We start from the raw sequence: 21,234 nt of genomic DNA, 5'->3' as shown, positions 1-21,234 counted from the left end.
TTCATTTCCCTACCTTTCAAAAGTTTTCTGCCGCTATTTTCCGTCAGTCGTGTCATTGAAATGTCATGGTGACAACACGCCACTGACACGATCTCACCGCACAATCTACGCATTGTTTGTTTATCGTGGAATGCACAGCTGTGCAAAAAACAACGTCCTCTGCGGTAGCCCCGCACATTGTCATTGACCATCTACATGTTGGATACGGCACGACAGACGTATTGAACGATATCCATCTGGAGATTGCGCAGGGCGAATTCGTTGCGTTACTCGGTTCATCGGGATGCGGCAAAACGACGCTATTACGCACGGTCGCTGGGTTCTCTTCACCGCGTTCGGGAGCGATTCGCGTTAACGGGCAGGATATGACACAAGCGCCGCCAGAGAAACGCGGAATGGCGCTGGTGTTTCAGAGTTATGCGCTGTGGCCGCATATGACGGTAGCGCAGCATATTGCGTACGGGCTGCGCTTGCGCCGTGTACCGCGTGCGGAAATAGCCAGTCGCGTAGCGGAACTGGAAACGATGCTGGGTTTGACGGGATTGAGCGCCCGTAAGCCTGCGGAACTGTCCGGTGGGCAGCGCCAGCGCGTCGCCCTGGGTCGCGCACTGGCGGTACGGCCCGATATTCTGCTGCTGGACGAACCACTCTCCAATCTGGATACCCGTATTCGTCTACAACTGCGAGATGAAATCCGTGCGCTGCAACAGCGGCTGGGGTTGACCGCGATCCACGTTACGCACGATCGGGAAGAAGCGATGGTGATGGCGGATCGCATCGTGATTTTGAATCAGGGTCGCATCATGCAGGCGGGTAGCCCACAAGAGGTGTATCACCATCCAGCCAGCTCGTTTGTCGCGGCGTTTATGGGCGCGGAAAATCGGCTTGTGCTGGACGCTCGCTATGACGGCGATACGCTGATGATTCCTGGGGATGCAGAAAGCCACTCACTGGTGCCTGCGAACACGTCGCTACAGCCCGGCCCGATAGAGGCGCGCTTCCGTGCGGAGGCTGCTCAGCTTTACGATCCGGCAGACGTTCCTCTCATCCAGCCCGGCATGTTGATGCGCTACGGCACGGTGCTGTCACAAAGTTATCCCGGTGGATACTGGCTGCATACGATTGCCAGTGGATCGTGGCGGATACAAGTTCATGCCACTCATCCTTATGCCATTGGACAGCGGGTTGCCGTGCAGATCCCCGCCGAGGCACTGTTTCTTTTCCCGCTGGCAGAAGAGCCCACGTCGCTGACGGCGGAACCCAATACGACTTCACTTTATTCCCCGCTTCCTGGCCTGACGGCCTGACACTGAATTGGAGACAAATGATATGAAACGCATTTTTGCTGCAACGCTGATGATGAGTACGCTGCTGGCTGCTGTTCAGGCACAGGAATTAACCGTGTTGACGGCGGGCGATCAGAATATGGTCGACTATGTAAATGAATACTTAGGGCCGCTGTTTGAGAAGCAACATCCCGGCGTAAAAGTGCGCGCTGTTGGCACTGGTCCGGGTGATGCCGGGTCGCAGAAGATTCTTGAGCGCTTTAATGCGCAGCAGGTTGCTGGTGCCAAAGTATGGGACACCGATGTCGCGGTTGTGCATGAGAAATTTGTCGGCCCGATGGTGCAAAAGGGCGATCTGCTGAAGTATCGCGATGATATCGCCAGCGGCAAGCTGGTCAGCATGGCCGCAGCGGATAAAGCCATGGGGACGGATGTGAAAGGCTATGTGATGCCGATGTTCAGTAGCCAGACGGCACTAGCTTATAACCCTAGCATGGTGGCTAATCCGCCTAAAAGCTATGACGAAATCCAGCAGTGGGCGGCCGCCAATCCGAAGATGTTTGGTTATAACGGCATTAAGGGCGGCGCATCGGGCGTCAGTTTTGTGATGGGCTGGATTTACGCTTACGGCGGTGATGCACAGAAGCTGATGAACGGACCGTTTGATGACGCGGAAGCGAAAAAATGGCAGCCAGCGTTTGAACGCCTGAAAGCCTTTAACAAGAACGTGACGCTGACGCCGGGCAATGCGGGCACGCTCGATATGTTGAGCCGTGGTGAAATCGCCATGGGGCCAGTGTGGGTCGACATGTTCTATTCCTGGAAAGCGAGTGGACAACTGCCAGACAATTTCAAACTGCTGCTTCCTACACCGGGTATGCCGGGACAACCGATGCACTATGTCATCCCCGCGCAGGCACCGAACCGTGAACTGGCTAAACAGTTTGTCGAACTGGCAACCAGCGCCAAAGTACAGGCCGAAGGGATTGTAGAGCGCTTTAACTGGTATCCGGGGATTGATGCCAAGTACGTTCAGGCTGAGCTGAAACCTGAAATTTGGCAACGCCTGTTTACCGATGTGACGCCCGATGAGCTGGCAAGCAAAGGCAAGACGTTCCCTATCGCGCCTTATCACACCGCGATTTTGAACGCCTATGAGCAGGCGATGGCGAAGTAATTCACTCGCGGTATATACACTTGTACTACAGGCGCTCTGGCGGGATGAAGCCAGAGCGCGGAGGCCTTCATGTTGCAAGTATCCCAATTCTCTTCCCGACTGGCGGGGATCGCGCTTGTGTTACCCGCGCTGGCGGTGGTGGCTGTCTGTTTTATTGCTCCGCTGGGGCTGTCGGTTGGGGGCGCTTTCGTCAGTCAGAATGGCGTGGGCATGGATAATTTTGTCACGGCATTGACGCTGTATCTGCCCGATATCCTGTTTACCTTGATTATTGTGGGCCTCGCTACGTTGCTAATCGGCGTGCTGTCCGTTCTGATCGGCGGTTACCTGACGCTGGGGGAAAACCCGCATATGGTCGCGCTGTTGCGCTGGGTATATCGCTGGCCGCTGTTTATCCCTTTTATCGTGACAGGGCAAATTTTACGCACGTTTCTGGCCAAAAACGGCTGGCTGAATGGCGCGCTGGATGCGCTTGGCATCGTTGATATTGCCAGCGCCAGCAATTGGCTGGATTGGCGCGGCATCGTATTCGCCTTCGTCTGGAAACAGACGCCGTTTGTGGCGCTGCTGGTTGCGGGCGCGATGGCGTCGCTGGATCGCACGATGATAGAGTCCGCCCGTAACTTAGGCGCATCGCGCCTGCGTATTCTGTGTGAAATTGTGGTGCCGCAGGTTGGACAAACGCTGCTCACCGGACTCATTCTCTCCTTCGTCACCATGATGTCGGTACTGTCCGTACCGATGATGATCAATGCCCAGTCGCCGACGATGCTAACCGCCAATATTGCTTTCCGCATTAACGCCTATGGCGATTATGGCGTGGCGAATGCGTTGGGGGTGATTTCGTTGCTGATGACCGGCCTGTTTGCTGTGATTTATCTCCGCCTGAACATGAGGGAGAGGGTATGAAGAACGTACTGTGGTGGATCCCGAGAATGCTGATTCTGGGGACACTGATCTTCTTGATCTTCGGGCCATTGGCTAACCTCCTGCTGTGGTCGGTAGCGGAAAAATGGTTCTATCCCCACCTGTTGCCTAATGACTGGGGTTTTGCCTTCTGGAAACGAGTGTTTTCACCGCGCGGCGTGGCCTGGGAAGCGTTGGGAAATAGCGTACTGGTCGCGGTGTTTACGGTGCTGGCTTCACTCGCGCTGGCGATTCCGGCTGGATATGCACTGGCGCGTCTGGCGCTACCCGCTCGTGGGCTGATACTGCTGGTATTCCTGATCCCACAGGCGTTTCCGAATCTGACGGTGTACGTCAATATCGCTCGCCTGTTTTATCAATGGGGGCTGAACGGCACGTTGCTGGGGGTTGTGCTGGTTCACACGGTGCACGGACTGGTGTTTGCCGTCTGGATTGCTTCAGCGGCGTTCTCTGCGGTGGGACGTGAAATGGAACAGGCAGCACGTTCGATCGGTGCCGGACCGTGGCGCGCCTTTGTCGATATTACTCTGCCGCTGGCTATGCCGGGTCTGATGGCGTCCGCCATTTTCGTCTTCCTCGAATCGCTGGACGAATTTACCGGCAGCTATTTCGTGGGTGCGCCGGATGTACAGATGATGCCACTGCTGCTCTATACCGCAGGCGCGGGCGGTAACTATCAAATCGCTTCCATTACTGCGCTGGTGCTGCTGATTCCTTCCGTTTTGTTCATGCTGGTCGTGGAGCGTTTTTTGAAGGCTGACGTCATGGCAAGGATAGGGAAATGACGGTGAGTAAACCGGGTTACGTTAGCGCACAGGATGTCGCGCGTCGGGCTGGCGTATCGCGCTCGGCGGTGTCCCGTAGTTTTACCCCCGGTGCAAGCGTGTCTGCTGCCACCTATGCCAAAGTGATGACCGCAGCGCAGGAACTGGGATATCAGGTTAACGATCTGGCGCGTGGTCTATTGGCGAACAGCAGTCGTCTGGTTGGGCTGGTGGTGACGCATCCTGAGGTCGGGTTTCGGGCCAATTTGGTCGCGGAGCTATCGCAGGCGTTAATTCAGCGTGGCTCTATTCCTGTTCTTATCAACACCAGCCATGTGCGAGAAGCGATGGTTGCAGCGCGTTCAATTCTATTCGGCCATCGGGCAGAAGCGACGATTGTGCTTTCCGGCTCGCCGCCTAAAGAGTTTGTCGAACTGGCACAGCTAAACGGGCAGCCACTGATTGTCATCGGGCGGCATGAACCGGTATGTGACAGCGTACATATCGATAATGACACCGCCGCGCGTATGGCAGCGCGGCTGTTTGCCTCATCGGGCAGAACGCGTCTGGCTCTGGCCGGAGCAACTTCGGCAACGCCCAATATCATTGAGCGTGAACAGGCATTTTGTGATGAGGCGCAGAGGCTAGGGCTGCCTGTGACCGTGGTGCGCGGTGGTGATACGGATTATGACGACGGGCTGACGGTGGGACAGACGCTGTTTTCGTTCCCAGAAGCGGCCAGACCGGATGCCGTGTTCTGTGTTAACGATTTAGTGGCGTTTGGCGTGATCGATCGTGCAAAGCAGTGTGGGCTTACCGTGCCGCAGGATCTCATGGTTATCGGGTTTGATGATATTCCTGCCGCAGGATGGGATGCCTATGCGTTGACAACGTTTCGTCAGGATCCTGCAACGATGGCGGCACAGGCGTTGGCGTTGCTCGATCGACGCCAGTCTCAGGTACAAGAACCCGCGTGCCGAGCGAAAGTGGCCGCTCCGTTAATCCGCCGCCAGTCTGCGTAACGGCATTGATGGGCGATAGCGCGTGGATAGCAAAACCGAGGATAACGATGAAACTGATTCAACTTTCCGACCTCCATCTGACCGCAGAAGACGGTACTTTGCACGGTCGCGATCCCGAGCGGCAACTGAAAGCGGCGATTGCCGATATCAACGCACACCATCGCGATGTCGATCTGGTGGTCATCTCTGGCGATCTGTCTGATGACGGCAGTGCGGCATCCTATGCGTTTCTGGCATCGGCGCTGGCTGAATTACAGACTCCCTGGCGTGTAACGATGGGGAATCATGACGATCGGGAGAGTTTTTTGGCCCAGTTCCCGACGTTGGCGGATGAAAACGGATTTGTGCAGAGTGTGACGGCGGTAGGAGATGATTACGTCATTCTGCTGGATTCGCTACACAGCGGCGAAGTAGCCGGAACGCTGTGCTCCGTGCGATTGGCATGGCTTGAGCAACAGCTTCTGGCTGCTGAAGGAAAGAATGTGTTCTTGTTCCTGCATCATCCACCGATGTCGATTGGACTGCCAGCGCTTGATGACGTCCGGCTGGCACCTGAGGCGGCAGATGCGCTGTCTCAAATATGCCACCGCGTCGGTAATGTGCGGCATATTTCGGCGGGGCACGTGCATCGGCCTGCTAGCGGTGGCTGGCGAGGAATATCGTTCAGCACGATACGCGGTACCAATCATCAGTCTGCCCTACGTTTCGCTCCGGGGTTTGAAGTCAGTCTGGAAGCTCCGCAGTACGCTATTTTTCTGACGACGAAAGACGGGCATACCGTACATTTTCATGATTTCCCTTGTTACTGACGGCGTATTTCCTAGGTTATCGTGATTGCACACAAATAATGCAGAACTCTGTGGGTTTTGCTGTTATCCGGCGTAAAAAATTATGCTGAGGAGATAGCTGGCTTAGGATGAGCCGCAGGACGCGGCGAGAGCTTGCGCCACGTCAGGAACGTGTCGCAAGCGGTCCGTTAAGCCAGATATCGACGAAGGCACCGCTTTAGCGGCATAATTCCCGCCGAAAGCCTGGGGTCACGGGGCGAGCGGCGTTTGAGCCGTCCCGTGTCGGGCGCGTGCTACGAGGTAGCATGGAATAGCAATATTGTAACGCACGAAACTGTCTCCGCGTTGACATAACAATGTGATGAAGAGACAGCACTTTTGCGAGAAACCCATCATGAACTTTTTTCATTTACCGTGAGTAATCATCACCTCCTGTTGTGCTGAAAATCGTTGACTCTTTAAGCGGATTACGTCATTTTCTATATAGACGTCTAAACGTATAGACGTGTGTCGAATGATGATAACAGTCACGGTCAACGGGGTAGCAGGTATGAGCTTTTTTCACGCAAACCAGCGGGAAGCGCTGAATCAAAGTCTGGCGGAATTGCAGGGACGAATTAATGTGTCATTCGAATTTTTCCCGCCACGTACCAGCGATATGGAAGAGACCCTGTGGAACTCGATTGATCGACTGAGCAGCCTGAAGCCCAAGTTTGTCTCCGTGACCTACGGGGCGAATTCTGGCGAGCGTGACCGTACTCACAGCATTATCAAAACGATTAAAGAGCGTACCGGTCTTGAAGCGGCACCTCACCTGACCTGTATTGACGCTTCACGTGAACAGCTACGTGAAATCGCGCAGGATTACTGGCAGAGCGGTATCCGCCATATTGTCGCGCTGCGCGGCGACTTACCCCCAGAAGGTGGCAAGCCGGAAATGTACGCGGCGGATCTGGTTTCTCTGCTGAAAGAAGTTGGTGATTTCGATATTTCGGTTGCCGCCTATCCTGAAGTGCACCCTGAAGCTAAAAGCGCGCAGGCTGACCTGATTAATCTGAAGCACAAGATTGATGCTGGTGCGAATCGTGCCATCACGCAGTTCTTTTTCGATGTAGAAAGCTATCTGCGGTTCCGCGACCGCTGTGTAGCGACGGGCATCGATGTAGAAATTGTGCCGGGTATTCTGCCAGTATCGAATTTCAAACAGTTGCAACGATTTGCCACAATGACAAACGTACGTGTGCCAAACTGGATGACCAGCGTATTTGACGGCCTGGATAACGACCCAGAAACCCGCAAAATGGTAGGTGCGTCTATCGCGATGGACATGGTGAAAATCCTGAGTCGCGAAGGGGTAAAAGATTTCCACTTCTATACGTTGAACCGAGCTGAGCTGAGCTACGCTATTTGCCACACGCTGGGTGTCCGCCCTGACGTGGCACGCTGAGGCGACGCGCAAGATTTCAGGAAGAAAAATGGCTGTCACGTAGTTGCGGTAGATTCAGGTATTGGAATTCCTGAATCTACGGCTTGTGGGAGCCTTGAAAGGGAGGAGTCTCAAGGATGAGATTCCAATTCGTAAGGTTCTGCTGACAGTCACTGATCTGAACCACCGTTTATCTCCCGAGCCTGTTTTCATCGCTAATAGTTTTTATTTCTAATAACACGATGATGGCCGCTCGGCGACGTTATTAGCCATTCCCTCTGAATATTCGAATCCTATTTTTTCTACTCGCTTATTTTCCATATCGTTAGTTGCTTTGTCTTCTGGTCAGCTTTCCAGACATCGGTCGTGAGGGTATCGCTGACCGACGCACACAAAATGCTGTCGACGCCAAATCGCTTGAAGATATCAGTCCGCTTGTTATAGCGTGGCTGAGGGCTGGTAGGTATGCCCTGATGGTACCGAAACCGTAAAAATATTGTTTTATTCTTGTAGAAATAAATAGATACGCTTCGGTGGGATATATTATTCATTTTGGATGTTGATAGGGATTGTCGTTCATTGGTATCCTATCTATCGCTGTTAGCTATCATGATAAGGAGAATAATAATGAATATTCGGGACTTAGAGTATCTTGTCGCGCTGGCGGAGCATCGCCACTTTCGGCGTGCGGCGGATTCCTGCCATGTAAGTCAGCCAACACTCAGTGGACAGATTCGTAAGTTGGAAGATGAGCTAGGCGTGATGCTGCTGGAGCGCACCAGTCGCAAGGTACTATTTACGCAGGCTGGGCTGCTGTTGGTCGAGCAGGCGCGGACGGTATTACGCGAGGTCAAGGTATTAAAAGAGATGGCTAGCCAGCAGGGTGAAAGCATGTCTGGGCCACTGCACATTGGCCTTATCCCCACGGTGGGGCCTTATCTGCTGCCGCAAATCATTCCGATGCTGCACCGTACATTTCCCAAGCTTGAAATGTATCTGCACGAAGCGCAAACACACCAACTGCTTGCCCAGTTGGACAGCGGAAAACTGGACTGTGCCATTCTGGCGATGGTGAAAGAGTCCGAAGCCTTTATCGAAGTTCCCCTGTTTGACGAGCCGATGAAACTGGCGATTTATCAGGACCACCCTTGGGCGAACCGCGAACGCGTGGCGATGTCCGATCTGGCGGGTGAAAAGCTGCTGATGCTGGAAGACGGCCACTGCCTGCGCGATCAGGCAATGGGCTTCTGTTTTCAGGCTGGGGCTGATGAAGATACGCATTTCCGGGCGACCAGTCTGGAGACACTGCGTAACATGGTCGCTGCCGGAAGTGGTATTACGCTGTTACCAGCGTTATCGGTTCCGCGTGAGCGTGAACGCGATGGCGTCTGCTATCTACCGTGCTATAAACCGGAACCTAAGCGTACTATCGCGCTGGTGTATCGCCCCGGTTCACCGCTGCGCGCACGCTATGAGCAGCTTGCTGATACCATCCGCGAGCATATGCAGGGCTATATGGAAAACCTGTCAAAATAAGCGGTTAAGTCCGTTCAACGCCGCCACGCGGTAAGCTTCTGCCATGGTTGGATAGTTGAAGGTGGTATTAACGAAATATTCGATAGTATTACCTTCACCTTTCTGTTCCATGATGGCCTGCCCGATGTGGATAATCTCAGCGGCGCGCTCTCCAAAGCAGTGAATACCCAAAATCTGTTTCGTTTCGCGGTGAAACAGAATCTTCAAGCTCCCCACATTCATCCCAACAATCTGCGCTCGTGCCAGATGTTTGAACTGTGCTCGACCAACTTCATAAGGCACTTTCATCGCGGTGAGCTCTTGCTCGGTTTTCCCCACAGAGCTGATTTCTGGGATGGTATAAATGCCGGTGGGAATATCTTCTATCAGATGTGCGCTGGCGTCGCCTTTAATGATTGCTTGCGCGGCGAGCCGACCCTGATCGTAAGCGGCTGATGCCAGACTGGGATAACCGATAACATCACCGATGGCATAAATATGTGCCAGCGCGGTCTGGTACATACTGTTGACCTTGAGTTGGCCGCGGCTGTCGGTGCTCAGGCCGATATTTTCCAGCCCCAGCGTTTCCGTGTTCCCCGTGCGTCCGTTGGCATAGAGTAGACAATCCGCCTTCATCTTTTTGCCTGATTTCAGATTGACGATGACGCCGTCAGACAGCCCTTCAATACTGTCGAATTCTTCGTTGTGGCGGATAACTACGCCGTTGTTCCAGAAATGGTAGGACAGCGCATCCGACATTTCCTGATCGAGAAAGGCCAGCAGCCTATCGCGGGTGTTGATTAAATCGACTTTAACGCTCAGGCCGCGAAAGATAGAGGCATACTCGCAGCCGATAACGCCCGCGCCATAGATGATGACGTGCTGAGGCTCGTGGTCGAGTTGCAGAATAGAGTCGCTGTCATAAATGCGCGGGTGGTTGAAGTCGACTTCTACCGGATGGTACGGGCGTGACCCCGTGGCGATAATGATATTCGCGGCAGTCAGCGTTTCATGGGTATTGTCTGGGTAGTGAACGGCAATCGTATGCGCGTCGATAAAGCTGGCTTCACCGGAGAATAACTCGCACTGATTACGCTCATAAAATCCTTGTCGCATACGGGTTTGCTGACCAATGACGCTGTCGGCATGGCGTAGGATGTCGGAAAATGAAGAGCGAATAATGCGGGAGTTGTCACTGTAGAGGGGGTTTTGATTGAACTCGATAATACGGCTGACGGCGTGGCGGAGGGCTTTGGAAGGAATTGTACCCCAGTGGGTACAGCCGCCGCCGACATTGTAGTGGCGTTCAATCACCGCAATTTTAGCACCGTGCTTGGCCAATCCCATTGCTGCACCTTCACCGCCGGGACCGGAACCAATAATGATGGCATCATAATCGAATTGGTGTTCTAGAGTCATGGTAGGTTAACCCTGTTTTTATACAAATTAATAACGCAACTGTAACATTGTGCGATTGTAGCATCGACTGCGGCAGAACCCAATCATCCCTGCCTTTACTATGGAAACAGATTCTCACATTCTTAATATGGCAAACTTTGTCTCATTCTGTGGACAATAAAGTTTGCTATAGTGCCCCTCTGGAAAGGGGAGAGATCATTTGGGCAGCATAATGGGTGTCAGAGCACAACAAAAAGAACGGACTCGTCGTTCCCTTATTGAAGCTGCATTTAGCCAGTTAAGCGCTGAGCGCAGCTTTGCCAGCTTGAGCCTGCGTGAAGTCGCCCGTGAAGCGGGTATTGCGCCGACATCTTTCTATCGTCATTTTCGAGACGTGGATGAGCTGGGGCTGACAATGGTTGACGAAAGCGGATTAATGCTGCGCCAGCTAATGCGGCAGGCCCGGCAACGTATCGCCAAAACGGGTAGCGTAATCAGGACGTCGGTTTCCACCTTCATGGAGTTTATCGGCAATAATCCGAATGCGTTCCGGCTATTACTGCGTGAACGTTCAGGGACGTCGGCGGCTTTCCGTGCGGCGGTCGCGCGTGAGATTCAGCATTTTATCGCTGAACTGGCGGATTATCTTGAGGTGGAAAACCATATTCCCCGCAGCTTCGCAGAAGCGCAGTCGGAAGCGATGGTGACTATTGTTTTCAGTGCGGGAGCAGAAGCCTTAGATGTTTCGCTGGAACAGCGTAAACAGCTGGAAGAACGACTGGTACTGCAACTGCGGATGATCGCCAAAGGTGCCTATTACTGGTACAGAAAAGAACACGACAGTAGCTTTACTGTGCCATAAACCCTCTATACCAACATGAGAAGGGAGAAACCATGACAGAAAAGCCTCACCAAGAAAAAGGTACGCTGGTTTTGGCGCTGATTGCGGGCTTATCCGTCAACGGCGCGTTCGCTGCCTTGTTCAGCAGTATTGTTCCGTTCTCTATTTTTCCTCTGATTGCGCTGGTATTGTCCATCAACTGCCTGCATCAACGTTATTTGCACCACAGTATGCCGGAAGGTATTCCGATGCTGGCGGCGGCCAGTTTTTTGCTGGGTTTATTGATTTACAGCGCCATCGTGCGCGTTGAATATCCCGCCATCGGATCGAACTTTATTCCTTCAATCCTGTGCGTGGCATTGGTTTTCTGGATTGGTTTGAGACTGCGTCGCAGAAAAACGACGGAGTCGGTATCAACAGAAGAGAGCGAAACGCTGTAGCGGGTGAATGCTGGCGGGGTGGCCCGCCAGTTTGTGTGCGTTACTGACGTTTTTCCAACAGTACGCCACACTCCATATGATGGGTGTAAGGGAATTGATCGAACAGCGCCAGACGGCGAATGTCGTGGGTTTCCGATAGCGTTTTCAGGTTGTTGCTCAACGTTTCCGGGTTACAGGAAATATAAAGAATACGCGGATACGCCTGCACCAATTTCACCGTTTCGTCATCCAGTCCGCTGCGCGGCGGGTCAACAAAAATGGTCTCGCACTGGTAGCTCGTCAGATCGATACCCTGTAAGCGGTTAAACTGACGCACACCCTGCATAGCTTGCGTAAATTCTTCTGCCGCCATGCGGATAATCTGCACGTTCTCTATCTGATTCGCGGCAATATTATATTGTGCAGCCGCGACGGATGGCTTGGCGATTTCGGTCGCCAGCACGCGCTCGAAGTTTCTTGCCAGCGCGAGTGAAAAATTGCCATTACCGCAATACAGCTCCAGCAAATCTCCTTTCGAGCCCGCCGTGGCATCCAACGCCCATTCCAGCATCTGAATATTTACTGCAGCATTCGGCTGTGTGAAGCTGTTTTCTACCTGTCGGTAAATCATATTCCGACCTGCAACCGGCAGGCATTCATCGACATAATCGCGATCGAGGCAGATTTTGGTTTTTGTCGCGCGACCAATCAACTGTAGGTTGAACCCTTGCGCCGTCAGGCTATCGCGCAGTGCGCGGGCATGTTCCTGCCATTCTTCGTTCAGAGCGCGGTGATACAACAGAGAAACAATCACTTCGCCGCTTAGGGTCGACAGATAATCTATCTGGAATAGCTTACGGCGCAGTACGGGGTCAGGCTGAATTGCGGCAAGCATCTCCGGCATCAGGCGGTTAATGAGTTCGCTGGCTGCAGGGAATCGATCGACTCGGATGCGTTGTTTGGTCTGCTGGTCAAACATGATGTGGTAAAGCTCGTCACCATCGTGCCAGATACGGAATTCGGCGCGCATCCGATAGTGACTGACGGGAGAACGGAAGACGGCAGGCTCCGGTGCGTTGAAAGGTGCCATCATTCCACGTAGACGCTCCGTTTTCTCCGCAAGCTGGTCGTCATAGTCTTCGATGGGCAGGATTTCTGGCGTCATGGATTTCTCGTCTGAATAGCGTCTAAAAGGGCGTTATTGGCCGGGAATTGTAGGGAATCCGGTCAGAAAGTCCAGTTTTGTTACGTTATTATCCTGTAGTGAAGTAGAAGTCTAGACTTCCGTAACTCGCGATTGTAGGATGAGCGTCCGGCCTTGTATCACAAGTCAAAAGGGAATCCAGTGTAAATCTGGAGCTGACGCGCAGCGGTAAGGAATGCCCGAGCGATAGCATTATTGCAGACACTGTTATGTACTCTAAATATTTCGAGTTGTAGGACAAAACGTTAACGTTTTGAACAGCGCACATGCAACTTGAAGTATGCTGGGTATCGATGGGAAGTCATCGCTTTCGTTGTATCCCCTACTGTTGTTGACGGTTTGTGGTAACAACGGCATCCAAGCCCGAAGACCTGCCGGAATACGTCGCAATTGGTTCTGCATATCGCGTGCTATTAACAGAATCTGCGGCATCCTTATTATCTCTCGGATGCATTAACAATGATTAAAAAAATTTCGCTGCTGACGGCGCTTTCCGTCACGGCATTTTCTGGCTGGGCGCAGGAAACGGATAACAATGCCATGGTGGTTACTGCTAACCGTTTTCAACAGCCAGTAAACAGTGTCTTGGCACCGACAACCGTGGTTACTCGTGAAGAGATCGACCGCTGGCAGGCAAAAAGCCTAACTGATGTTATGCGTCGTTTACCTGGTGTGGATATCGGACAAAATGGTGGATTAGGGCAAAAAAGCTCGTTGTTTATTCGTGGGACTAACTCTAGCCACGTGCTCGTACTGATCGATGGTATTCGGCTGAATCAGGCAGGTATTAGTGGGTCATCTGACCTCAGCCAAATTCCTCTCTCACTGGTGCAGAAAGTTGAATATATTCGTGGTTCACGCTCTGCGGTTTATGGGTCTGACGCTATTGGTGGTGTGGTAAATATTATCACCACCAGAGAGAAGAACGGCACCACATTGAACGCTGGTGTGGGATCAAAAGGTTATCAATCCTACGATGCTGCAACGCAGCAAGCATTAGGCGACAGCACAACAGCGACATTGGCCGGTAATTACGTTTACACCAAAGGATTTGACGTGGTTGCTTACGGTACTGCTTCGCCTGCGCAGCCTGACCGTGACGGATTTATGAGTAAATCGTTGTATGGTACGGTTGAACATAAATTTGGTGATCAATTCAGCGGTTTTCTTCGGGGCTATGGTTATGACAACCGCACTGACTACGACAACTTCTCTTCGGTAGATACTCGTCAGCTTTATAGCCAAACATGGGATACCGGCCTGCGCTATCAGAGTGGTATTTACTCCACACAGTTAATTGGAAGCTATAGCCATAGCAAAGATTATGACTACGATCCGCTCAGAGGTCTGCATAGCAGCGGTTCGACGTTAGTTGATTCCCAGCAATACAACGCACAGTGGGGCAATGTGCTGCAAGTGGGCGCGGGTACGGTGAGTGCTGGAGTTGATTGGCAGGATCAGATCATTAAGCCGGATTCAACCAGCGTGAACCGAGAAGAAAGTCAAAATAATACAGGTATTTACCTTACTGGACAGCAACGCTTTGCCTCCATAGTGCTTGAAGGATCTGTTCGTGGTGACGATCAATCTGAATTCGGTTGGCATAATACTTGGCGAACAGGGGCGTCCTGGGAGTTTATTGAAGGTTATAGCTTGATTGCTTCTTATGGCACTGCATTTAAAGCGCCAAATATGGGGCAATTATATGGAAGGTTTGGCAGCAACCGTGACCTTCAGCCAGAAGAAAGCAAACAGTGGGAAAGTGGAGTTGAAGGTCTTACTGGGCCAGTTATATGGAGGGTTTCTGGATACCGCAATGACATCGACAACCTGATTGATGCAACAGGCAGCACTGGTTACGTTTATGAAAATGTCGGTAAAGCCAAAATCAAAGGGATTGAAGCCACCGCTAGTTTTGACACTGGGCCTGTCGGCCATCGTATTAGCTATGATTATGTTGACTCGCGCAATGCCATCACTGATGAGCCGTTGGCTCGCCGTGCAAAGCAGCAGGTAAAATATCAACTGGATTGGCAGGTGTACGATCTTGATTGGAGTGTAACGTATCAATATCTGGGAAGCCGTTACGACAAAGATTATGGCAATTATATCCCAGCGGTTGATGACTATCAGACAGTCAAGCTTGGTGGTGTAAGCCTATGGGATCTCGCCGCATCATATCCAGTCACCTCTCATCTGACGGTTCGTGGTAGAATCGCCAACCTGTTTGATAAAGATTATGAGACGGCATATGGCTACCGCACGGCAGGGCGAGAATACTATCTCACTGGAAGCTATACCTTCTAACCTGCCATCCCGTCCTACGATTCTGGTGTTTGATTCCGGCGTAGGCGGGCTGTCTGTTTATGATGAAATCCGGCAACTCCTGCCGGATCTTCACTATATATACGCATTCGATAATGAAGCGTTTCCTTATGGTGAGAAATCACAGCAATTTATTATCGAGCGTGTGGTTGAGATTGTCAGTGCAGTTCAACAACGCCATCAGCTCGCATTGGTTGTGATTGCTTGCAATACGGCAAGTACGATTTCCCTTCCTGCTTTACGTGAACGTTTTACTTTCCCTGTCGTGGGCGTCGTCCCTGCGGTTAAACCTGCGGCTAAGCTGACGCGCAACGGCGTTGTTGGCCTACTGGCGACGCGGGCAACCGTTCAACGCCCGTATACACACGAGCTGATTACCCGTTTTGCTACGGATTGCCAGATTTTGTCGCTGGGATCGTCGGAACTGGTTGAGTTGGCAGAGGCTAAATTGCAGGGGGAGGCGATCTCAATTTCTGAACTGCAAAAAATTCTGCGTCCTTGGCTACGTCTGACAGAGCCACCAGATACGGTTGTGCTTGGCTGTACGCATTTCCCATTGTTGGCAGAAGAGCTGAAGATGGTTTTGCCTGAAGGGACGCGTCTTGTGGATTCTGGCGCTGCTATAGCCAAAAGAACGGCATGGCTGATTGCTAATCTGGATAATCCTCCGCTTTCTACAGATAGGAATCTGGTTTATTGCCTGAAGATTACGCCTAAAGTGGCCACGCTGTGGCCAATATTGCAGCGTTATGGCTTCAATTCGCTGGAAAAACTGCCACTTTAATCGCATTGTGGGTGAATAGTAGACAAGCGATAATTATTTTGCATTTAGCGCTTGTCAGCGGGCGAGAAGTCCCTATAATGCGCATCCACTGGCACGGCAACAGCGACTTACGAAGTTGGTGTGACAGAAAAGATTCAACGAAGGCGGTCAGTAATGACTTGACTTCACAGCGGAAAAGCATAATATATGCGGCCCGCGCCACGGAAGACGTGGCACTGCTCTTTAACAATATAATCAGACAATCTGTGTGGGCACTCACAAGACCGTATCTTAAACGATATAAAAAGTCTTGAAGAGTGAACAACAGTGAAATTCATTACGAATAAACAGTTTTAATTCTTTGAGCATCGCTGACGAGTTCAGCAAATCAAACAAATCTTAAATTGAAGAGTTTGATCATGGCTCAGATTGAACGCTGGCGGCAGGCCTAACACATGCAAGTCGAGCGGTAGCACAGAAGAGCTTGCTCTTTGGGTGACGAGCGGCGGACGGGTGAGTAATGTCTGGGAAACTGCCTGATGGAGGGGGATAACTACTGGAAACGGTAGCTAATACCGCATAACGTCTTCGGACCAAAGAGGGGGACCTTCGGGCCTCTTGCCATCAGATGTGCCCAGATGGGATTAGCTAGTAGGCGGGGTAATGGCCCACCTAGGCGACGATCCCTAGCTGGTCTGAGAGGATGACCAGCCACACTGGAACTGAGACACGGTCCAGACTCCTACGGGAGGCAGCAGTGGGGAATATTGCACAATGGGCGCAAGCCTGATGCAGCCATGCCGCGTGTGTGAAGAAGGCCTTCGGGTTGTAAAGCACTTTCAGCGGGGAGGAAGGCAGTAAGGTTAATAACCTTGCTGATTGACGTTACCCGCAGAAGAAGCACCGGCTAACTCCGTGCCAGCAGCCGCGGTAATACGGAGGGTGCAAGCGTTAATCGGAATGACTGGGCGTAAAGCGCACGCAGGCGGTCTGTTAAGTTGGATGTGAAATCCCCGGGCTTAACCTGGGAACTGCATTCAAAACTGACAGGCTAGAGTCTTGTAGAGGGGGGTAGAATTCCAGGTGTAGCGGTGAAATGCGTAGAGATCTGGAGGAATACCGGTGGCGAAGGCGGCCCCCTGGACAAAGACTGACGCTCAGGTGCGAAAGCGTGGGGAGCAAACAGGATTAGATACCCTGGTAGTCCACGCTGTAAACGATGTCGACTTGGAGGTTGTGCCCTTGAGGCGTGGCTTCCGGAGCTAACGCGTTAAGTCGACCGCCTGGGGAGTACGGCCGCAAGGTTAAAACTCAAATGAATTGACGGGGGCCCGCACAAGCGGTGGAGCATGTGGTTTAATTCGATGCAACGCGAAGAACCTTACCTACTCTTGACATCCAGAGAATTTGGCAGAGATGCCTTAGTGCCTTCGGGAACTCTGAGACAGGTGCTGCATGGCTGTCGTCAGCTCGTGTTGTGAAATGTTGGGTTAAGTCCCGCAACGAGCGCAACCCTTATCCTTTGTTGCCAGCGCGTAATGGCGGGAACTCAAAGGAGACTGCCGGTGATAAACCGGAGGAAGGTGGGGATGACGTCAAGTCATCATGGCCCTTACGAGTAGGGCTACACACGTGCTACAATGGCGTATACAAAGAGAAGCGAACTCGCGAGAGCCAGCGGACCTCATAAAGTACGTCGTAGTCCGGATTGGAGTCTGCAACTCGACTCCATGAAGTCGGAATCGCTAGTAATCGTAGATCAGAATGCTACGGTGAATACGTTCCCGGGCCTTGTACACACCGCCCGTCACACCATGGGAGTGGGTTGCAAAAGAAGTAGGTAGCTTAACCTTCGGGAGGGCGCTTACCACTTTGTGATTCATGACTGGGGTGAAGTCGTAACAAGGTAACCGTAGGGGAACCTGCGGTTGGATCACCTCCTTACCAATAAAGATGTGTGTTAAGTGAAGTGCTCACACAGATTGTCTGATGAAAATACTGAGCAAGCGCACCTGTTGATGTCATGAGTGTAGACTCATGCTGACGCGATAGTGCCGGATTTTTAATTCGGTACGGATTTTTCGTGTCCCCATCGTCTAGAGGCCTAGGACACTGCCCTTTCACGGCTGTAACAGGGGTTCGAATCCCCTTGGGGACGCCAATCCGATAATGAGTGAAAGACATTATCACCGAATATCTTAAAGATGATTCTTTTGAGTCATGTTTACGATATTGCTCTTTAACAATCTGGAACAAGCTGAAAATTGAAACATGACAGCTGAACATGCATGACTGCCTTCGGGCGGGTCGTGATGAATCAGCATGTCAATGAGTCTCTCAAATAATCGCAGCGCGAGGATGAATCGAAAGAAACATCTTCGGGTTGTGAGGTTAAGCGACTAAGCGTACACGGTGGATGCCTAGGCAGTCAGAGGCGATGAAGGGCGTGCTAATCTGCGATAAGCGTCGGTAAGCTGATATGAAGCGTTATACCCGACGATACCCGAATGGGGAAACCCAATGTGTTTCGACACATTATCATTACGTGAATACATAGCGTAATGAGGCGAACCGGGGGAACTGAAACATCTCAGTACCCCGAGGAAAAGAAATCAACCGAGATTCCCCTAGTAGCGGCGAGCGAACGGGGAGGAGCCCAGAACCTGAATCAGTTTGTGTGTTAGTGGAAGCGTCTGGAAAGTCGCACAGTAAAGGGTGATAGTCCCGTACACAAAAATGCACAGATTGTGAGTTCGATGAGTAGGGCGGGACACGTGACATCCTGTCTGAATATGGGGGGACCATCCTCCAAGGCTAAATACTCCTGACTGACCGATAGTGAACCAGTACCGTGAGGGAAAGGCGAAAAGAACCCCGGCGAGGGGAGTGAAATAGAACCTGAAACCGTGTACGTACAAGCAGTGGGAGCCTTGATTAATCAGGGTGACTGCGTACCTTTTGTATAATGGGTCAGCGACTTATATTCTGTAGCAAGGTTAACCGAATAGGGGAGCCGCAGGGAAACCGAGTCTTAACTGGGCGTTAAGTTGCAGGGTATAGACCCGAAACCCGGTGATCTAGCCATGGGCAGGTTGAAGGTTGGGTAACACTAACTGGAGGACCGAACCGACTAATGTTGAAAAATTAGCGGATGACTTGTGGCTGGGGGTGAAAGGCCAATCAAACCGGGAGATAGCTGGTTCTCCCCGAAAGCTATTTAGGTAGCGCCTCGTGAACTCATCTTCGGGGGTAGAGCACTGTTTCGGCTAGGGGGTCATCCCGACTTACCAACCCGATGCAAACTACGAATACCGAAGAATGTTATCACGGGAGACACACGGCGGGTGCTAACGTTCGTCGTGAAGAGGGAAACAACCCAGACCGCCAGCTAAGGTCCCAAAGTCATGGTTAAGTGGGAAACGATGTGGGAAGGCACAGACAGCCAGGATGTTGGCTTAGAAGCAGCCATCATTTAAAGAAAGCGTAATAGCTCACTGGTCGAGTCGGCCTGCGCGGAAGATGTAACGGGGCTAAACCATGCACCGAAGCTGCGGCAGCGACACTTAGGTGTTGTTGGGTAGGGGAGCGTTCTGTAAGCCGTCGAAGGTGACCTGTGAGGGTTGCTGGAGGTATCAGAAGTGCGAATGCTGACATAAGTAACGATAATGCGGGTGAAAAACCCGCACGCCGGAAGACCAAGGGTTCCTGTCCAACGTTAATCGGGGCAGGGTGAGTCGACCCCTAAGGCGAGGCTGAAAAGCGTAGTCGATGGGAAACAGGTTAATATTCCTGTACTCGGTGTTACTGCGAAGGGGGGACGGAGAAAGCTAGGTTATCCGGGCGACGGTTGTCCCGGTTTAAGCGTGAAGGTGGATGACTTAGGTAAATCCGGGTCATTATTAACACTGAGGCGTGATGACGAGTCACTACGGTGATGAAGTAACCAATGCTACGCTTCCAGGAAAAGCCTCTAAGCTCCAGGTAACATCAAATCGTACCCCAAACCGACACAGGTGGTCAGGTAGAGAATACTCAGGCGCTTGAGAGAACTCGGGTGAAGGAACTAGGCAAAATGGTGCCGTAACTTCGGGAGAAGGCACGCTCCTGTCGGTGAAGTCCCTTGCGGACGGAGCTGACGGGAGTCGCAGATACCAGCTGGCTGCAACTGTTTAATAAAAACACAGCACTGTGCAAACACGAAAGTGGACGTATACGGTGTGACGCCTGCCCGGTGCCGGAAGGTTAATTGATGGGGTCAGCCGCAAGGCGAAGCTCTTGATCGAAGCCCCGGTAAACGGCGGCCGTAACTATAACGGTCCTAAGGTAGCGAAATTCCTTGTCGGGTAAGTTCCGACCTGCACGAATGGCGTAATGATGGCCAGGCTGTCTCCACCCGAGACTCAGTGAAATTGAACTCGCTGTGAAGATGCAGTGTACCCGCGGCAAGACGGAAAGACCCCGTGAACCTTTACTATAGCTTGACACTGAACCTTGAGCCTTGATGTGTAGGATAGGTGGGAGGCTTTGAAGCGAGGACGCCAGTTCTTGTGGAGCCAACCTTGAAATACCACCCTTTAATGTTTGATGTTCTAACGTAGGCCCGTGATCCGGGTTGCGGACAGTGTCTGGTGGGTAGTTTGACTGGGGCGGTCTCCTCCCAAAGAGTAACGGAGGAGCACGAAGGTTAGCTAATCCTGGTCGGACATCAGGAGGTTAGTGCAAAGGCATAAGCTAGCTTGACTGCGAGAGTGACAGCTCGAGCAGGTGCGAAAGCAGGTCTTAGTGATCCGGTGGTTCTGAATGGAAGGGCCATCGCTCAACGGATAAAAGGTACTCCGGGGATAACAGGCTGATACCGCCCAAGAGTTCATATCGACGGCGGTGTTTGGCACCTCGATGTCGGCTCATCACATCCTGGGGCTGAAGTAGGTCCCAAGGGTATGGCTGTTCGCCATTTAAAGTGGTACGCGAGCTGGGTTTAGAACGTCGTGAGACAGTTCGGTCCCTATCTGCCGTGGGCGTTGGAAGATTGAGAGGGGTTGCTCCTAGTACGAGAGGACCGGAGTGAACGCACCACTGGTGTTCGGGTTGTGATGCCAATTGCATTGCCCGGTAGCTAAGTGCGGAAGAGATAACCGCTGAAAGCATCTAAGCGGGAAACTTGCCTCGAGATGAGTCTTCCCTGGGCACTAGATGCCCCTGAAGGGCCGTTGAAGACTACGACGTAGATAGGCTGGGTGTGTAAGCGTAGCGATACGTTGAGCTAACCAGTACTAATGACCCGAGAGGCTTAACCTTACAACACCGAAGGTGTTTTGTGGGTGACTCATATAAAACGATATTCAGCTTGTTCAAAGATTGGTTCTGATGGTTATACGA

General features: G+C 52.1%; 14 protein-coding genes, 1 tRNA gene, 2 rRNA genes and 1 riboswitch. Of the genes, 15 read left to right on the top strand and 2 right to left on the bottom strand.

Annotated features, from left to right (window positions below; genetic code table 11):
* Window positions 1–140 precede the first annotated feature (140 nt).
* The 8 genes from GZ59_RS20750 to oxyR all read left to right on the top strand — a co-directional run bounded on the left by GZ59_RS20750 (window position 141) and on the right by oxyR (window position 8,926).
* Window positions 141–1,307: an ABC transporter ATP-binding protein gene (locus GZ59_RS20750; protein ID WP_011095721.1), complete on the top strand. Its 1,167-nt coding sequence runs from the start codon at window positions 141–143 to the stop codon at window positions 1,305–1,307.
* Window positions 1,308–1,329: 22 nt separating this feature from the next.
* Window positions 1,330–2,463 (top strand): extracellular solute-binding protein, encoded by a 1,134-nt coding sequence (locus tag GZ59_RS20745; RefSeq protein ID WP_011095720.1) that lies wholly within the window; start codon window positions 1,330–1,332, stop codon window positions 2,461–2,463.
* Between the two features lie 69 nt (window positions 2,464–2,532).
* Window positions 2,533–3,372 (top strand): ABC transporter permease, encoded by an 840-nt coding sequence (locus tag GZ59_RS20740; RefSeq protein WP_011095719.1) that lies wholly within the window; start codon window positions 2,533–2,535, stop codon window positions 3,370–3,372.
* Window positions 3,369–4,175, top strand: coding sequence for an ABC transporter permease (locus GZ59_RS20735; protein WP_011095718.1), 807 nt, complete (start codon window positions 3,369–3,371; stop codon window positions 4,173–4,175). Before GZ59_RS20740 ends, GZ59_RS20735 begins: the two co-directional genes overlap by 4 nt.
* Window positions 4,172–5,176: a LacI family DNA-binding transcriptional regulator gene (locus tag GZ59_RS20730; RefSeq protein ID WP_011095717.1), complete on the top strand. Its 1,005-nt coding sequence runs from the start codon at window positions 4,172–4,174 to the stop codon at window positions 5,174–5,176. Before GZ59_RS20735 ends, GZ59_RS20730 begins: the two co-directional genes overlap by 4 nt.
* A gap of 47 nt (window positions 5,177–5,223) precedes the next feature.
* Window positions 5,224–5,985 (top strand): phosphodiesterase, encoded by a 762-nt coding sequence (locus tag GZ59_RS20725; RefSeq protein WP_011095716.1) that lies wholly within the window; start codon window positions 5,224–5,226, stop codon window positions 5,983–5,985.
* A 529-nt stretch (window positions 5,986–6,514) separates the two neighbouring features.
* On the top strand, window positions 6,515–7,411 hold the full coding sequence (gene metF, locus GZ59_RS20720; protein WP_011095715.1) for a methylenetetrahydrofolate reductase: 897 nt from the start codon (window positions 6,515–6,517) through the stop codon (window positions 7,409–7,411).
* A gap of 606 nt (window positions 7,412–8,017) precedes the next feature.
* Window positions 8,018–8,926: a DNA-binding transcriptional regulator OxyR gene (oxyR, locus tag GZ59_RS20715; RefSeq protein ID WP_011095714.1), complete on the top strand. Its 909-nt coding sequence runs from the start codon at window positions 8,018–8,020 to the stop codon at window positions 8,924–8,926.
* On the opposite strand, the gene sthA is transcribed toward oxyR, so the two are convergent.
* Window positions 8,918–10,324, bottom strand: a complete 1,407-nt coding sequence (gene sthA / locus GZ59_RS20710; protein WP_039294164.1) for a Si-specific NAD(P)(+) transhydrogenase — start codon at window positions 10,322–10,324, stop codon at window positions 8,918–8,920. The two genes, oxyR and sthA, sit on opposite strands and share 9 nt — an antisense overlap.
* A 211-nt stretch (window positions 10,325–10,535) precedes the next feature.
* Between sthA and fabR the strand changes: the two genes are divergently transcribed.
* Window positions 10,536–11,165 carry an HTH-type transcriptional repressor FabR gene (fabR, locus tag GZ59_RS20705; protein WP_010308157.1) on the top strand — a complete coding sequence of 210 codons (630 nt, stop codon included), beginning with the start codon at window positions 10,536–10,538 and terminating at the stop codon, window positions 11,163–11,165.
* Between the two features lie 32 nt (window positions 11,166–11,197).
* Window positions 11,198–11,584 (top strand): YijD family membrane protein, encoded by a 387-nt coding sequence (locus tag GZ59_RS20700; RefSeq protein WP_039294163.1) that lies wholly within the window; start codon window positions 11,198–11,200, stop codon window positions 11,582–11,584.
* Window positions 11,585–11,624: 40 nt separating this feature from the next.
* On the opposite strand, the gene trmA is transcribed toward GZ59_RS20700, so the two are convergent.
* Window positions 11,625–12,728: a tRNA (uridine(54)-C5)-methyltransferase TrmA gene (trmA, locus tag GZ59_RS20695; protein ID WP_011095710.1), complete on the bottom strand. Its 1,104-nt coding sequence runs from the start codon at window positions 12,726–12,728 to the stop codon at window positions 11,625–11,627.
* A 133-nt stretch (window positions 12,729–12,861) separates the two neighbouring features.
* A riboswitch (cobalamin riboswitch) is annotated at window positions 12,862–13,160 on the top strand.
* A 66-nt stretch (window positions 13,161–13,226) separates the two neighbouring features.
* On the opposite strand from trmA, the gene btuB reads away from it, so the two are divergent.
* The 5 genes from btuB to GZ59_RS20670 all read left to right on the top strand — a co-directional run bounded on the left by btuB (window position 13,227) and on the right by GZ59_RS20670 (window position 21,153).
* Window positions 13,227–15,074: a TonB-dependent vitamin B12 receptor BtuB gene (gene btuB, locus GZ59_RS20690; protein WP_011095709.1), complete on the top strand. Its 1,848-nt coding sequence runs from the start codon at window positions 13,227–13,229 to the stop codon at window positions 15,072–15,074.
* Window positions 15,019–15,876, top strand: coding sequence for a glutamate racemase (gene murI / locus GZ59_RS20685; protein WP_011095708.1), 858 nt, complete (start codon window positions 15,019–15,021; stop codon window positions 15,874–15,876). Before btuB ends, murI begins: the two co-directional genes overlap by 56 nt.
* 380 nt (window positions 15,877–16,256) lie before the next feature.
* Window positions 16,257–17,799 (top strand): 16S ribosomal RNA (locus GZ59_RS20680).
* A gap of 141 nt (window positions 17,800–17,940) precedes the next feature.
* Window positions 17,941–18,016, top strand: a tRNA-Glu gene (locus GZ59_RS20675).
* Between the two features lie 228 nt (window positions 18,017–18,244).
* A 23S ribosomal RNA gene (locus tag GZ59_RS20670) occupies window positions 18,245–21,153 on the top strand.
* The 16S and 23S rRNA genes sit together here with 1 tRNA gene alongside, the layout of an rRNA operon.
* Window positions 21,154–21,234: the final 81 nt, after the last annotated feature.

The sequence above is a fragment of the Pectobacterium atrosepticum genome, from assembly GCF_000740965.1.
In the GTDB taxonomy this organism is placed as follows: domain Bacteria; phylum Pseudomonadota; class Gammaproteobacteria; order Enterobacterales; family Enterobacteriaceae; genus Pectobacterium; species Pectobacterium atrosepticum.
Note: the sequence above shows the minus strand (reverse complement) of the source record. Positions and strands in the feature narration are given on the sequence as shown.